Origin of the sequence: Desulfonatronum thiodismutans (assembly GCF_000717475.1) — a bacterium.
GTDB lineage: Bacteria > Desulfobacterota > Desulfovibrionia > Desulfovibrionales > Desulfonatronaceae > Desulfonatronum > Desulfonatronum thiodismutans.
The window spans coordinates 156,299-170,539 of the sequence record NZ_JPIK01000018.1 but is presented as its reverse complement, the minus strand read 5'-3'; the positions used below and the strand labels follow the sequence as shown (position 1 = coordinate 170,539).

Sequence of the window (14,241 nt, the reverse complement as noted above, 5' to 3'; positions counted from 1 at the left end):
CGGACTGTGGATAAGGACATTTTCAACACTCAGCTGAGCCGGGACGCCAACCATGACCATCGACTTTCAAAAGCAGCTTAATCCGGCCCAGTGGCAGGCCGTGCACTCCAGCCAGGGGCCGCTCCTGGTCATCGCCGGGGCGGGCAGCGGCAAAACCCGGACCATCGCCTACCGCCTAGCCTACCTGGTCCGGCAGGGCGTGGCCCCGGAGAACATCCTGCTGCTCACCTTCACCCGCAAGGCGGCCCAGGAAATGCTGCACCGGGCCGCCCGGCTGATCGGGCGGGAACTGGGGGGCGTGGCCGGAGGCACCTTCCACTCCTTCGCCAGCTCGGTCCTGCGCCGCTACGCCCCGGCCCTGGGGTATCCGGACCGGTTCACGATCATGGATTCCCCGGACATGCGCGAGGTTCTCGGCCAAGTCCGCAACGATCTGAACCTGGGCAAGGGCGACAAGGCTTTTCCCAAAAAAGCGACCATTCTCGGGCTGATCAGCAAATCCCGGAACAAGGAAGTGGACCTCGCCCAGCTTCTGGAGCAGGAGTCGCCGCATCTGCTGCCCTATGCCGGGGACGTCCGGCTCATCGCCGAGGCCTATGCCGCGTTCAAGCCGCGCCACGGGCTGATGGACTACGACGACCTGCTCTTCAACCTGGAACGCCTGCTCCGGGAGCGGGAGGACCTGGCCGAATTCCTGCGCATGCGCCACGGCCATGTGATGGTGGACGAGTTCCAGGACACCAACAGGGTCCAGGCCCGGCTGGTCCAATTGCTGGCCGGGGACGGGCGGGGGATGATGGTCGTGGGCGACGACGCCCAGTCCATCTACGCCTTTCGCGGGGCCGAGGTGCGCAACATTCTGGCCTTCCCCAAGACCTATCCGGACACGACCATCGTCCGGCTGGAAGAGAACTACCGCTCGGCCCAGCCCATTCTGGATCTGACCAACGCCCTACTTAAAAACGCGACCACCAGATTTGAGAAGAACCTCTTCTCCCGGCGCGCCGAGGGCCCCAAGCCCCAATTGATCCACACCATCAGCGACCAGACCCAGGCCAAGGCCGTGGTGGACAAGATTCTGGAATTGTCCAGGGATTGCCGGCTGCGGGACATTGCCGTGCTCTTCCGGGCCGGCTTCCAATCCTATCCCGTGGAAATGCTCCTGAACAGGATCGGCCTGCGGTTTCGCAAGTTCGGGGGGCTGAAGTTCACCGAGGCCGCGCACATCAAGGACGTGCTGGCCTATTTGCGCCTGGTCGCCAACCCGGCGGACCTGCCCGCCTGGCAGCGGGCCGTGGTCCACGTCAAGGGCCTGGGCCCCAAGACCTGTACCGGGTTCTGCAAGGCCCTGCTGGAAGGCGACCAGAAGAAGGTCGCCCAGGTGGAGAAGAAGTTTCCGGACGTGGCCGCGGCCTTCGCCCTGATCAATGACCTGCGCCGGGAAAAGCCCGCTCCGGACGCGGCCCTGGAGCGGATCCTGGAATTCTACCGCCCCCTGTTTCAGGAGCGCTATCCGGACGACTACCCCCGCCGCCAGGCCGGGCTGGACCAACTCCAGCAGATAGCGGCGGGTTTCGACGACCTGGACGCCTTCCTGGCCGAACTGACCCTGGAAAGCCCGGAGGAGGGCGGCGAAGTGGATTCCGAGCAGGAGGATTACGTGGTTTTGTCCACGGTCCATTCGGCCAAGGGGCTGGAATGGAAGTCCGTGCTGATCATCGACCTGGTCAACGGCCGCTTCCCGTCCCGGCATGCCCTGGACAAGGCCGACGACCTGGAAGAGGAACGCCGCCTGCTCTACGTGGCCTGCACCCGAGCCCGGGACTATCTCGGCCTGTTCGTGCCCTCGTCGGTCTACAACCGCTTCCAGGGCGGCAGCGAACCGGCCATGCCGAGCCTCTTCGTCAGCGAACTGCCTCGGGAGTGCTATGAGGAATGGCGCGAAGACTACCTTGGAACCCTTAACCCCCGCGACGCAGCCAAGGCCGGCCGGTCCGGATCCCGCTTAGCCGCGCCCGAAACGTTCTCGCGGTCGGCTCCATCGGATCGTGGCGACGGCGAGGCTCAACCTTCCCATGCCCCCAAAGATCCCAAGACCTTCGGCTACTGCCGACACAAGATCTTCGGCCGCGGCAAAATCGTCGAATTCCTCCCCCCCAACCGCTACCGCGTCAACTTCACCGGCTTCGGCCTGAAGACCATCATGGCCGACTTCCTGACCATGGATGATTGAGGCGGGAAGCTTACCCGTTCTCCCCGCTCCGGTTCGCGCCCGAGGACGCCGGCTGCTCCATGGGCCGCAGCTTGGCCTTTTCCTTCCAGGCCATGATCGGAGTCAACGGCGCATCACCCACCAGGTCATACCGCACCCCGGCATACGCGCCGACAAAAGGCGGCCAGAGCCGGCAATTCAGCTTGCGCCAGCACGATTTGGCCGACCAGGTCCGCTGCGGGCCGATGAGCACGGATTGCGAAATCATGGGCCGCGGTCCGGCCTGTTTCCGAAGCAGGGCGCTGATTTCCCACCAGGAAAACCAGCGGGCATTGCGGAGAAAGCCGTTCCTTTTCCGCCGCAGTCCGCTGCGCCGGGCCAGGGCGTACAGGGAGTGCTTGTTCAGAAAGGTGACCAGGACGGCCTTCCGGGCCACGCGCAGGGCCTCTTGCAGCACCGGTTCCGGGTCTGGGCAGAATTCCAGCAAGGTCAGCAGGGCCACCACGTCGAATTCCTTGTCCTGAAACGGCAAATGCTCCGCCTGCCCCAGATGCAGCTCGGCCCGGTTCCCCAGTCGCTCCCGAGCCAGCTCCAGCATGGCCGGGGAAGCATCCAGCCCGGAGACGTCGAACCCGCTCTCCCAGAAAAACTGCAAAAACCGCCCCGGCCCGCACCCCACCTCCAACAGCTTCTGCTGTCTCCTGGTCCAGGGCGCCATGAAATGCTGCAACAGCCGTTTCTCCTGGGCCAGGGCAAAGGTCCCGGTCTCGGTCTCATGCCACCGGTCGTAAACCGCGGCCTGTTCCTTGTTGATGCGCTCGGTCAATACGAGGCTCCTTTCAGCTTGCACGGGTTATCGAGGGCACAAACCTCACCGCTCGGACACCGCCAACTGCGCTCCCAGCCCGGCGAACGCCGCCGCGAAACCCCGACGCAGCCAAGCCTGAACGCGCGGCGATTCGATGACCGCGCGGCGGAACAGGTGAGCCAGCAATCCATACACGACAAAAACCACGAAGGTCATTGCCATGAACACGGCGCTGAGGCCGAGCAGCTGCAACAGGGGCGCGCCCGCGCTGGCGTTGATGAACTGAGGCAGGAACGCCAAAAAGAAGATGGTCAGCTTGGGGTTGAGGATGTTCAGGAGAAACGCCTTGACGACCAAACCCAGCGATCCGCACCTTGCTCCAAGGGGCTGCGCGGCCAGGTCCGAGCGGTCGCGCCATGTGGCCACGGCAAGGTACAGCAAGTAGGCGACTCCGGCGTACTTGAGCAGTTGGAACGCCAGCGCACTGGTATGCATGACCGCGGCCAGACCGAACACGGTGGCCAGCAAGTGGGGCACGATGCCCAGAGTGCAGCCTACCGAAGCAAAGAAACTCGCCCGGCACCCGCGCGCAAGCCCCGTGGAGACCGTGAACACGACGCCGGTTCCGGGAATGAGGATGACGATCAATGATGTGATGAGGAATTCAGGGGTGAACATGTGAAGTGGTCTCCTTGACTCGCTGAGCACGGAACTGGACGCCACGCGGCGAACGCACCCGGCAGCCTACGGCCAGGATGGCGTCGAGCTTTTCCGAGTGCGCGGTGATCGGTGTATAAACCAATACGTCACCAAGCAGCCTGTCCGGGACTTCCTGAACCCAGATCAACCATTTTCCCGACTTCGGCAAAATGGTCCCCGATGGCATGACCGGATATCTCGCAGGCGGTCTTGGCCTTGGAGATCACGCTCTGGAAATTGTCCCATTTGCCGTAGCACAAGAGATGTTGCAGGTCACGGGCCAGCCAGCACTCCACGCCGTTATCCGTCTCTTAAGCGTGGCCCTCGAAGCTCTCGGTCATGGCGTGGATCAGGTCATTTTTCATTTCGCCGCCCTCCTTTGTCACTCATACGCCTTCAACACCGAAACCTTCCGCCGCCCGCTGGCCTACGCCGCATTCAGCGGCTTGTCCGCTGCAATGCTTTGTTATGTGATTTTTCATCTATGTATGTGCGCAACGAAGTCTCTTAAATCGGCTAGACGTGAATCCAACAAGGGTATATCAGTTAGCAGCTTGGTAACGAACTTAGGACCATGTGACCCAATTTCCGGACAGAATTTTTCTATTTCTCCCACTGGTATGACAAATATACCTAAATTCTCTAAAGCAGACTTGAGAGCTTTGTAGTCCGTTTGCGCTTGACCATTAGGAATCGCAATTTCACCAAATTTTTTAACCTCATTCCAAGCAGTGCCTTGCTTCATCAGTGCTGTTATATCGCCTTTCGGTAATTTTTCATTGCCTGCATTCTGCAACGTTTGGATTATTTCGGACTTTATGGTTTCTACTGATTTTGGCTTAATTCCACCTCTTACAGCAGAGTCGACTCTTTCCCACAAAACTTCGATATCAATCCAGTTTCCACCAAACGCTGAAACAGTGTTCTTGACTAAATCTCGCTCAGATAAGAAATCTATATCGAAAACGGCTTTGATTGGAACACCTATCTTTCTTAATACGTCGGCTACTTTAGGTATCCCATGTTTGCCGCCGGTGGGTACATATGAGGTATCTTTGAAAGGAGCTGCGCTGTTGCTATTAATGTAATCAGCAGCAGAATTAATTAGACGGCAATCACTATCATCTTCACATATAATTGTTTGCTCATGAAATATACCCTCTAGAGCATTGGAATATCTCAACTCTGGCTTTTCCCAAAGCTCTTTTATAGTCTCAGATGCAGCTTCGTATACAACATTAATATCACCTTCTCGTTGAATTCTTAATATTCGAACTCTACCTTTGGTTCCTTCTAAGAACCCCCGGAGAATATCACTGCTATGTGTTGCAACAATTAATTGCCCCTTAACTTCAGATGATAATGTCTCTCCCAGCTTTCTCATTTGAGGAGGATGCAAGAATGCTTCCGGCTCATCCAGAAGGGTAATATCTCTCTCTGAAGCAACTGTCTCAAATAGAATTCCAGCATAACTCTTTATGCCGTCGCCTTGCTTATCTAAAAGAGGGTTTCCACGAACTTTTGATACATAATCATTTCCTACGCGATCCACTATGTTTTCGTCATTCGGGATCTGCCCTACGTGGATTGGAAGCTTACTACCACCACGAAAATCAAACATCAAATCTCTTGAGAAAGCCTTTCTAAATAGGTCACTGACCCGCTTCATCAGTTCTTCGTCATCATAAAGAACATGCTGCGGCTTCGTTTTATGTTGACCTGGCGAAAGGCTATTTTGCTGATTGCAAATATTTAGTCGATCATTAGCAGCAATATTTTTTATACTACCAGCATGCAGACCATTAATTAGGTACGGATTGTTATCCCAGAAGCGAACGTGTGACCTGTGTATTAAGTAGTCGGACACCTGAAATTGCTCATTAATTAAATCTGCGTTTTTATTAAGGTACTCAAGAAGCTCTTTAGAGCTACCATTTTTATTGAGCTTTAAATCCTTAACAACCAGACACTGCTCCGCATTGCCGGATTGGCAGATTTGTACTACTTCTCTCAACGATTGAGATTTTCCGCTATTGTTCGGGCCTACCAGTATTACCTTTTCGTTTTCACTAAGCTCAACTTTATCTCCACCAGAGAAAGTGATTTCTGCTAATGTCGCCTTGGGCTTAATTGGCTCCAATTCTTCTTTTTCTGACACTACTTTTAAATCAGTCATCACTATCCCTTTCTTAACTTTCAGATTGCATCGACTCGCTGAACCACATAACAAGTGATTCTACAGTTTCCGGATAACCCCAAGATTCAGGTGCTGGGGGCTACCCGTGGTTTTCCAGAAATCGTTGAATCCGGTTCACCGAGGACCTCAACTTCCAATTAACCAACTGACAATTCAGATAAAACGATTGATATGATTGTCGCAACCATTTTTTACCTTCTTCCGCATATCATGTAAAAAAGAAGGTTATCCGGAAGACGGGAGATTCCAGATGGAGGCGATTCCTGCCGTGGCACGGGGGCAAGTTTGCTCTTGGTTCGCGCACCGTTCAAGCGACTGTCTCACCTTTAATGACCCAGAGGAACCCCGCTGCCCAAAGCACCATCGCCGCGCTGCGCGGCGATGATCAGATGCGCGCCGACCGTTCCATGCCTTCGATGATCTGCTGCACCAGGGCAGCCTTGGGGCGTTGGCAGACATTCTGCGTTTTGCGCGTCATGTTGAGTAATTTTACTCAATGCGATGCGCGATTCAAGTGACGATGCGGTCAAAATCTGCCATCACTTCCGCCCCTTCAGCAAATACCAGCGACGTTTATCCTCGGAAAATTTCTCGATAGCGTAGCGGAGCATGGTTCTGGGCATGTGCTGGTGGTGACGTCGCAGGAACTCCTCTTCTACTTCCGAATCCCGCTTGCCGATTTCCCTTAGCATCCAGCCCACGGCCTTGTGGATCAGGTCGTGGGCGTCGGAAAGGAGCATTTCGGCGATCTTCAACGTGTCGTCGAATTGGTGCTTCTTGATGAAGTGAAAGGTGGCCATGACCGCGATGCGCCGTTCCCAGAGGTCGGCGGAGCGGGCCAGATTGATGAGAGGATCGCGATTTTTGTCCCAGAGGTGGGCGCCGACCACGTGTTCGGCTGAGACGTCGACGAGGTCCCAGTTATTGATGTGGCGGGTATTGGCGAGATACAGGTCGAAGATTTCCTGTTTCTGGTCGGCGGTTCCGCGTTGATAATGGCCGATCAGGATGAGCAGGGCCAGGAGGCGCTCCTCATGGATTTCCGAGGTCAGGAGGGTTTGCGCGTCGGCCGGGGGCATGGCCCGGAACATCCGGGCGACCTTGCGGGTCGCGGGAACCCGGACCCCGATGAACCGATCCCCTTCCCCGTACTCGCCGGGACCGGTCTTGAAGAACCGTTGCAGATGCCTCGCGTCCGCTTCGCTGGAGAACTTTCGGAGTGCATCGCGGGCTTCATAAAGCATGTTTGTACCATTTCCCTGCTCTTCTCGTCCCACGTTGCGCGCCATGTTCAACGTCACATCAGACTACATGACGACATCGACACCGTATTCCTTGAAAACGGAGTCGTGGGTGACCACGGAGCGACGGCCCATGAGTGCCGTCGCGATAATCATTCTGTCGCAGGGGTCATTGTGGATCTGAGGGAGTTCAGTGGCCCGGATGCACGCTTCCAGGCCAAGGGGTAAAACGCTCAGGTCGTGGTGGTCGATAATCGCCGCAAACCACGTATCCAGGGAGGCCGGCAGGGTCAGCTTGCCCTTGCGTTGCTTGATCCCGATCTCGAACCCGGAAATCGCGCTGACATGCACGACGGGCTCGGCCTGAATTCGTTTCAGGGCGGATGCGGACAGCTTGCCTCCCCCTGAGCCAACCAAAGCAGGGCGCAGGTATCCAGGATCACCGCTGCTGCTCCGGCCATTCGTCGGGCGACAACGGCTCCACGGGATCGTAATCCAGGGTCAGGCTTCCCATGATCGGATGGGGGTGGGTCCGATCCCGATGCCGGTGCGGTACGAGGTCGGCCACGGCCTTGCCGTTGCGGCAGATCCTCACGGTTTGCCCTGTTTTTTCCACGTCCGCCAGCAACGCGGAAAGCTTGGTCTTGGCCTCATGGATGTTGACAATCAGCATTGAGTCACCTCCCAGAGCGAACGCCCCCCCATTAGTCCACCAGACTAACCTTGTCAATTTTGTCTTTATCGAGAAGGTGTTGTGGTAGCCGCGCCCGTTTTCTCCCCCCGCGCCGCCTGATGCTGCGCGGCCTGGTACATGAAGGTTCGAATGGCCACTTCGCGGTTGGGTTGGATGGCTCCGTCGTAGGAGGCGTCCAGGTAGGGGACGTTCATTTTCAGGAGCAGGGGCTTGAGGATGGCCGAGGTGATGGTGCTGGGCATGCAGGTGAAGGGGAAGACGTTGACCACGCCGTCGAAGTTGTCGTGCACGTATTCCAGCGCCCCGCCGATGCTCAGGGCCGCCTCGGTGCCGATGTCGAAGGTGAACAGGCTGTCGTTGTCCAGCTTGTCCTCCACCGTGGTGATGGCGTGATCGCCCTGGATGTCCAGGTGTTCCAGGGCCTTCTTGTAAACCTGATTCTGCCGCCAGCCCTGCCAGGCCATCTCGATCCGGCTGTCCGCCCACTTCCGAGTGGCGTCCACCAGAGCCCCGACGTCCATCCGCTTCCAGGCCTGCCGCCAGTCCTTGCGAATGTTCCGGTGTTGCTCAAAGGTCACGTAGTTCACCCATTCGCCCAGGGAGGCATCCACGACCTCCGCGCCGAAGCGCTCCAGCTCGCCGACGATGTTCTGGTTGGAATCCGGATGGGTGCGCAGGTAGATTTCGCCGACAATGCCGATCTTCGGCTTGCGGGGCTTGGACGGATCGATAAGCTCCTTGGCCCCGGCGGCGATTTTGCCCAGCAGCTCGTACAGGGCGTTGAAGTCCCGGGCCTCGCCGCGGCGCTCAATCAATTCGATCATCTCTTCCAGGGCCTTGGCCATGTAGGCGTCGGTTAAACCGGGTTCGCGCTCGTAGGGCCGTACCCGCCAGGTGATCCGGTCCAGAACGTCGGCCAGGATCGTGGCCACGTAGGCCAGGCGGCGAAACAGCTTGGCCTTGTCCCCGGGCAGGACCCCCGTGGAGGCGTAGCCGTCCGCCGTGGACATGTAGAGAATGGGGATGTCCTTGAACTCCGGGAAGCGGTCCAGAACCAGGCGGTGCATCTTGTTGTACATCCCGAAGCGACAGGGACCGTCGGCTTCGGGCATGAAGTAGACGTACTGGGTAACGTCGAAGGCCTCGCCCAACCGCTTCTTCTCCTCCTCCAGGAACCCGAGAATGTCCCCCAGGGTGACCTGACAGGGAAAGCACTCCTTGCCGGAGGTGAACTCCTTGCCCAGGTGCAAATGGGTGTAAGTGGGCATGACCACGGCCGGAACCCCGAAGGCCCGAAAGCTGGCGGCCAGCAGCCGGGAGCCGATGGGGGCCATGTCCGGGACCAGCAGGGTCCTGCCGGTGACGTCGAAGCGGCCGACCTTCTGGGTCATCCGTTCCGCGAAGGAGGAAGTCGGTTTTTCGGGGGGCATTTCCATGGTGGTGTCCGTTGTTGACTGATTGTTGAAATACTTTGATCTTCGGAAAAGAGGTTCACGTCGGGGAGATAATGCAATAGACTCTTGAGTAACTACATATTTATTTCGATACGTTTCAACACATCTTCGAGAGATATTTCAAAACTTTCCTCTACGTGATTATCCTTATGCCGGTGATGCGGAAATGAGGTGAGATGTGAATGATGCGGAGCGTTATCCCAGCGAGCAATCAGCGTTCCGTGTTCATCCTGCCAGTGATACGAATAATTTCGCTCTCTTTCATCACTGTATTCACGAACATGCAGAACGCTTTGATCATTAAAAACGATCCTCATTTTGAGATATGATCCCGTTGGCCATGTTTTGAAATCAAGAACAGTGTATGAAAAAATAAATTGAAGAGAATCAAGCAATTTGAAAATTGCCATCTTTTATCTCATTGATTTTTCTGTTTATATCTTTCAAGGAATTAACATAAGCCTTCCATTCAAGATAGTCGTCATAATACTCGAAATTTTCATCACCCTCAAAAACTTGACTTTTAAATGAGGAGATATCCGTTTTGTATTTCTTCTTATAAAACTCGATTCGCTCCTCCGTCTTGTGTTTCTCAGAAAACAAATCCCCTAACAGCAACATGGACACGTAATCTTTTTGTATCACCACCATTGCAAGCCTCCTTGGCGTTGCCACGCCTCACGATCTATCGTGCCGCTCGTACGTTCTTAACCACGTTCCGGAACGCCTCGATCCGGGTGAGCATGCCGGCTACGGCGCTGTGTTCGTCCAGTTCCAGGATCAGGAAGGGTTTGTCGCTGAGCACGTGGCCGTAGAAGTGTTCGATGAACGAGTCCGGGCCGCAGGAGAAGTTGGTCAGGTGCACCCCGAACCAGTTGGGGTTGCGGGCGATCTTTTTGGTGGCCCGCAGGATGCGGGCTCCCAGGCCCCAGTACATCCGGGGGAAGTCCTCCAGGGATTCGTCATCCACGTCCAGGAAGTCCAGGGGCAGGGCCTTGATGCCCAGCTTGGCCATCTGCCGACCCATTTGCAGGTTCAACCGCTCGTCGTACAGATTGTAGGGCCGCCCGGTGACGATCCAGACGGCCTCGTCGTCGGTGACCTGACTGAGTATTTCGCGGCCCCGGCGGCGCAGGTCGGCCTTGAACTTGTGCTGCTCGTCCCAGGCCCGGTGCAGGGCCCGGGTCACAACCGGCTTGGATGGGCGCAAAGACGGAGGCAGGCTGTCGTAGACCGCGTCCACCAGCATTTCCGGACCGTCCTTGAGGAACAGGGTGGGCCGGATGATCCGCTCGTTGTCGATGCGCAGGGCGGCCCGGACCAGGTACTGGGAGCTTTCCACCAGGGGGCAGAACTGGCCCTTTTCCTCTGGGTCCGCGGTGGCCATGTTGATCACGTTGGGCAGGAAGAGATAGTCCGCGTGCTCCAGAAGGTGATGCACATGGCCGTGGAACACCTTGACCGGAAAGCACATTTCCGCGGTCATGCTCTCCACCCCGGCCATGGCCATGGCCTGGGTGGTGGGCGGGCTAAAGACCGGGCGCAGGCCCATGCCTGTCAATAAATGGGCCCAAAACACCCCCCAGTCCAGGGAATGCAGGCTCAAGGGCACGCCGATCACCGGGCGGTCGTCCTTTTGCGTCCGCCCTTCTCCCAGATGCGCCCCGGCAGCCTGGACGGCGTCCCGGAACAGGTTCCAGCGCAACTGGAAATAGTCCGTCTCCTTACGCACCGCGGCCAGCGTGGTTTCGTATCGGCCGCAATCCCCGCCCCAGACGCTCTTGCGCCCGCCGAAATTGTAGATCTTCAGCTTGCACTCATTGTGGCAGTTCTTGTCCGCCCGACAGATGCTCTCCTTGAAGGCCACTTCCAGCCCGGCCAGGTGCTCCAAATCGCGCTGCTTTTCCTCCACCTTGCCGGCCTGGGCCAGTTCGCGTACGGCCAGGGCCGCGCCAAAGGCCCCCATGACCTCCCGGTGTTTGGGCACCAGGATGGGCTTGCCAGCCACCTTTTCAAAGGCTGCGACAATGCCCTTGTTCAGGGACGGCCCGCCCAGGAACATGATCCGCTGGCCGATGCGCCGGTTTTCCACCACCCGGTGCAGGTAGTTGCGAACAATGGCGTAGCACAGCCCGGCGATGAGGTCCTCCCGTCCCGCGCCCTTCTGGGCGTAGGCGGTCAAGTCGGATTCCATGAACACGGTGCAGCGTTCGGCCAGATTCACCGGGTTCTTGGCCGCCAGGGCCACCTCCTGGAACTCGCCGATGATGTTGATGTTCATCTTGTTGGCCAACTCGTGCAGGAAGCTTCCCGTGCCCGCGGCGCAGACCTTGTTCATCATGAAGTCCGTGGGGTGGGTCTTGTCGATGGCGATATACTTGGAATCCTGGCCCCCGATCTCAAAGATGGTGTCGATTTCCGGGTCCACGGCCACCGCGCCCCGGGCATGGGCCGTGATCTCGTCGATGACCAGATCCGCGCTGATGAAGTCACCGACCACGTTGCGGCCCGAGCCGGTGGTGGCCACGGCCTTGAGCTGGACGCGCGGGCCGACCTCGCCCTGGAGATGGCGCAACAGCCCCTGGGCCACCTCGATGGGTTTGCCCTGGGTGGGCACGTAGCGCTTGTGAATGATCCGGCCCTGATCGTCGATCAGGGCGTACTTGGTGGAGGTGGAGCCGATGTCCACGCCGAGATAGGCGTCAATGACTTCGTCGCCCTCGGGCAGGGGCGGCAGGGTGTTGTCCGGGTCAAAGTCGGTATATTCCAGGGAAAGCGGCTTGGCCCGACCAATGGCGTCCACCTTGGAAGCCGCCGGGGAGCGCAGCAGTCCGAGATCGACGCTGCTCTTGATCTTGCCGCGCAGGGATTGCAGGGCCGTGCCCAGGGCGCCCAGGGAAGCGTGGTGCTCCGGAACCGTCAGATTGGGGTAGTATTTGCGAAAAGCCTCAACCTGAAGCCGGTTGGAGGCCATGCCGCCGATGAAGACCACCGGCTCCACCAGTTCCCGGTTGGCCACGATGGTGCTCATATAGTTGGCCGCGGTGCCGTGGTGCAAACCGGCGATGATGTTCGGCAGAGTCTCGCCCTTGTTCTGGAGATGGATCATGTCCGACTTGGTGAACACGGTGCAGCGGCAGGCCACCGGGGCCGGATAGGTGCTGGTCGCGCCCAGGGCGATGAAGTCTTCCAGAACCTTTTGCAGCTTTTCCTGGTTCATGTCGAACTGTTCGCCGTACATGGCAAAGGTCAGCCGTTCGGCCTGCTGGTCGATGAACGAGCCGGTGCCCGAGGCGCAGGGACCGTTGACGTTGAAGGCGGCCAACCGCCACTGGCCCTGCTGATCGTAGTCCAACTCGAACAGGGCCGCGTCCTGCCCTCCGATGCTGATGATGCTGCGCACGCCGGGAGCGACCTTGGTCGTGCCGAGCACCTGGGCGATGGTCTCCACCTCGAAAGGCGCTCCCAGCAGCTCGCCGATGGCTTGGCCCTGGTTGCCGGTGAAAGAAATAGAGTGAATATCTTCCCGGGGAAAACGGCCGAGAACATCTTCCAGGACCCTGGCCGTTTCATCGAGAACCAGGCCGAAATGACGGCGGTACGGGGCTTCGTGAACAAGGGTTTCGGAATCGTCGAGAACAACGCAGTTGACGCTGACGGAACCGACGTCAACGCCGATATGATAAGCCATGGACGGGGTGCTCCTTGCAGGATTTGCGACATTCGGACAGAGGGCGACCATCACCCCCGAAGCCTTGATCTATAACCACGTCCCATGCTCCGGGCAAGTGCGAGGTGGAGTCAGGCGCACGAACATGGGACGAAAAGCCCCCGGCCTTGAAAAAGCTGGACAAGGGCGAGGAATCTCTTTTACAGCCGAGTAGGAGCGGAAACGGGGTTGACGAGAGGAAGGCGTCGCGCGTCAAAGCAAAGGACGAGAGGGGCAAAATGCAAGAAGAGGCTTTAGGATACCTGGATTATTTCGAGCTGGAACTGACCGGGGAGGGCATGCGAATCACGCTCGCGGAAGACGCTCCCCGTAAATTGCTGGACCTAGCCCGCGAGGTGTGCGGCTCGGACGAAGAAGGACTGCTGGTCTGCCTCTACGAGGCCCTGACCTGTATCGCCGAAGCCGAAACCGCGGAATATTGCGCCATCGACGAAAAGGTCTGTCCCGCGGACACGTTCCAGACCGTTGTGGAGGCGCTGCGGCGGGAGCGCTGAACTCCTCGTCTCGATCCTACGAGTGAACGGCGTCCCGTGGCCGAATCCGGGCCGCCAGGTACATGAACGGAGTGTCCAAAAGCCCGACCAGCAGCTTGATCAGGTACGTGCTGATCACGATCTGAATCCAGACGTCCATGGGGAAAATGCCCAGAAAGGCGATGGAGCAGAAGATCACGGTGTCCAGAAGCTGACTGACCAGGGTGCTGGCGTTGTTGCGCAGCCAGAGGTGCTTGCCGCCGGTGCGCGCCTTCCAGAAATGAAAGGCCCAGATGTCGTGCCACTGGGAGACGATGTAGGCGACCATGCTGGCCAGGACGATCCGGGGCAAGACGCCGAAAATGGCTTCCAGGTGAGGTTGGGCGAAGTCCGAGACGGCCGGGGTGAAGAACAGGGCGATCTGCATGTAGGTCACGGCCAGGATCAGGCTCAGGAAACCCAGCAACACGGCCTTTTTGGCCTCTTCCCGCCCGTAATGCTCGCCCAGCAGGTCCGTGGAGAAAAACACGCTGGCATACAGAATATTGCCCAGCGTGGTGGTCAGGCCGAACAGCTCGATGGTCTTGAGCACTTGAATGTTGCACAGGATCAGATTGAAGACGATCATGGCGAACAAGCCCTGCTTGCCGAAAAAGCGGAAGACCACCACGACCATGACCAAATCCAGAAAGGCGAATCCCAGCCAAAGTGCTTCGTTCATCGTATCCGTCCG

Annotated in this window: 14 protein-coding genes; 2 read left to right on the top strand and 12 right to left on the bottom strand. The window is 58.0% G+C overall.

Annotation, left to right across the window (positions count from 1 at the left end; translation table 11 throughout):
• The first annotated feature begins 52 nt into the window (after nt 1–52).
• Entirely contained in the window at nt 53–2,233 is a 2,181-nt protein-coding gene (locus tag GY33_RS0113865; RefSeq protein ID WP_031387907.1) for an ATP-dependent helicase, read from the top strand.
• A 10-nt stretch (nt 2,234–2,243) separates the two neighbouring features.
• Here the strand turns inward: GY33_RS0113865 and GY33_RS0113860 are convergent, their stop codons facing one another.
• The 11 genes from GY33_RS0113860 to GY33_RS0113805 all read right to left on the bottom strand — a co-directional run bounded on the left by GY33_RS0113860 (nt 2,244) and on the right by GY33_RS0113805 (nt 12,996).
• The gene (locus GY33_RS0113860) at nt 2,244–3,038 is read right to left on the bottom strand and encodes a class I SAM-dependent methyltransferase (RefSeq protein ID WP_035272222.1); all 795 of its coding nucleotides are present in this window, start codon (nt 3,036–3,038) and stop codon (nt 2,244–2,246) included.
• 45 nt (nt 3,039–3,083) lie between these two features.
• The gene (locus GY33_RS0113855; RefSeq protein ID WP_031387905.1) at nt 3,084–3,698 is read right to left on the bottom strand and encodes a LysE family translocator; all 615 of its coding nucleotides are present in this window, start codon (nt 3,696–3,698) and stop codon (nt 3,084–3,086) included.
• Between the two features lie 128 nt (nt 3,699–3,826).
• Nucleotides 3,827–4,015 carry a hypothetical protein gene (locus GY33_RS0113850; RefSeq protein WP_031387904.1) on the bottom strand — a complete coding sequence of 63 codons (189 nt, stop codon included), beginning with the start codon at nt 4,013–4,015 and terminating at the stop codon, nt 3,827–3,829.
• Nucleotides 4,016–4,197: 182 nt separating this feature from the next.
• Nucleotides 4,198–5,895 (bottom strand): ATP-dependent nuclease, encoded by a 1,698-nt coding sequence (locus tag GY33_RS0113845; protein WP_031387903.1) that lies wholly within the window; start codon nt 5,893–5,895, stop codon nt 4,198–4,200.
• A 560-nt stretch (nt 5,896–6,455) separates the two neighbouring features.
• Nucleotides 6,456–7,160 carry a DNA alkylation repair protein gene (locus GY33_RS0113835; RefSeq protein ID WP_031387902.1) on the bottom strand — a complete coding sequence of 235 codons (705 nt, stop codon included), beginning with the start codon at nt 7,158–7,160 and terminating at the stop codon, nt 6,456–6,458.
• A 63-nt stretch (nt 7,161–7,223) separates the two neighbouring features.
• Nucleotides 7,224–7,574, bottom strand: a complete 351-nt coding sequence (locus GY33_RS19310; RefSeq protein WP_161788480.1) for a type II toxin-antitoxin system VapC family toxin — start codon at nt 7,572–7,574, stop codon at nt 7,224–7,226.
• Nucleotides 7,575–7,596: 22 nt separating this feature from the next.
• On the bottom strand, nt 7,597–7,830 hold the full coding sequence (locus tag GY33_RS19305; protein ID WP_035272220.1) for a type II toxin-antitoxin system Phd/YefM family antitoxin: 234 nt from the start codon (nt 7,828–7,830) through the stop codon (nt 7,597–7,599).
• A 65-nt stretch (nt 7,831–7,895) separates the two neighbouring features.
• Complete coding sequence (locus tag GY33_RS0113820; protein ID WP_031387901.1) at nt 7,896–9,287, bottom strand: CoA activase; 1,392 nt, start codon at nt 9,285–9,287, stop codon at nt 7,896–7,898.
• 92 nt (nt 9,288–9,379) lie between these two features.
• A complete protein-coding gene (locus GY33_RS20625; protein ID WP_084185179.1) occupies nt 9,380–9,715 on the bottom strand; it encodes a toxin-antitoxin system TumE family protein in 336 nt (111 codons plus the stop codon).
• Complete coding sequence (locus GY33_RS0113810) at nt 9,693–9,956, bottom strand: hypothetical protein (RefSeq protein WP_031387900.1); 264 nt, start codon at nt 9,954–9,956, stop codon at nt 9,693–9,695. Before GY33_RS0113810 ends, GY33_RS20625 begins: the two co-directional genes overlap by 23 nt.
• A 34-nt stretch (nt 9,957–9,990) precedes the next feature.
• Nucleotides 9,991–12,996, bottom strand: a complete 3,006-nt coding sequence (locus GY33_RS0113805) for an acyl-CoA dehydratase activase (RefSeq protein WP_035272217.1) — start codon at nt 12,994–12,996, stop codon at nt 9,991–9,993.
• 257 nt (nt 12,997–13,253) lie between these two features.
• Here GY33_RS0113805 and GY33_RS0113800 point away from each other — a divergent pair, with 257 nt between their 5' ends.
• The gene (locus GY33_RS0113800; protein WP_035272215.1) at nt 13,254–13,529 is read left to right on the top strand and encodes a hypothetical protein; all 276 of its coding nucleotides are present in this window, start codon (nt 13,254–13,256) and stop codon (nt 13,527–13,529) included.
• Nucleotides 13,530–13,545: 16 nt separating this feature from the next.
• On the opposite strand, the gene GY33_RS0113795 is transcribed toward GY33_RS0113800, so the two are convergent.
• Complete coding sequence (locus tag GY33_RS0113795) at nt 13,546–14,229, bottom strand: queuosine precursor transporter (protein ID WP_031387897.1); 684 nt, start codon at nt 14,227–14,229, stop codon at nt 13,546–13,548.
• Nucleotides 14,230–14,241: the final 12 nt, after the last annotated feature.

What these genes read in the sequence shown, in the direction of transcription:
- GY33_RS0113865 (WP_031387907.1), top strand. Translation starts at nt 53, where the DNA reads ATGACCATCGACTTTCAAAAGCAGCTTAATCCGGCCCAGTGGCAGGCC.
- GY33_RS0113855 (WP_031387905.1), bottom strand. Translation starts at nt 3,698, where the DNA reads ATGTTCACCCCTGAATTCCTCATCACATCATTGATCGTCATCCTCATT.
- GY33_RS0113845 (WP_031387903.1), bottom strand. Translation starts at nt 5,895, where the DNA reads ATGACTGATTTAAAAGTAGTGTCAGAAAAAGAAGAATTGGAGCCAATT.
- GY33_RS0113835 (WP_031387902.1), bottom strand. Translation starts at nt 7,160, where the DNA reads ATGCTTTATGAAGCCCGCGATGCACTCCGAAAGTTCTCCAGCGAAGCG.
- GY33_RS19305 (WP_035272220.1), bottom strand. Translation starts at nt 7,830, where the DNA reads ATGCTGATTGTCAACATCCATGAGGCCAAGACCAAGCTTTCCGCGTTG.
- GY33_RS0113820 (WP_031387901.1), bottom strand. Translation starts at nt 9,287, where the DNA reads ATGGAAATGCCCCCCGAAAAACCGACTTCCTCCTTCGCGGAACGGATG.
- GY33_RS20625 (WP_084185179.1), bottom strand. Translation starts at nt 9,715, where the DNA reads ATGGCAATTTTCAAATTGCTTGATTCTCTTCAATTTATTTTTTCATAC.
- GY33_RS0113810 (WP_031387900.1), bottom strand. Translation starts at nt 9,956, where the DNA reads ATGGTGGTGATACAAAAAGATTACGTGTCCATGTTGCTGTTAGGGGAT.
- GY33_RS0113805 (WP_035272217.1), bottom strand. Translation starts at nt 12,996, where the DNA reads ATGGCTTATCATATCGGCGTTGACGTCGGTTCCGTCAGCGTCAACTGC.
- GY33_RS0113800 (WP_035272215.1), top strand. Translation starts at nt 13,254, where the DNA reads ATGCAAGAAGAGGCTTTAGGATACCTGGATTATTTCGAGCTGGAACTG.
- GY33_RS0113795 (WP_031387897.1), bottom strand. Translation starts at nt 14,229, where the DNA reads ATGAACGAAGCACTTTGGCTGGGATTCGCCTTTCTGGATTTGGTCATG.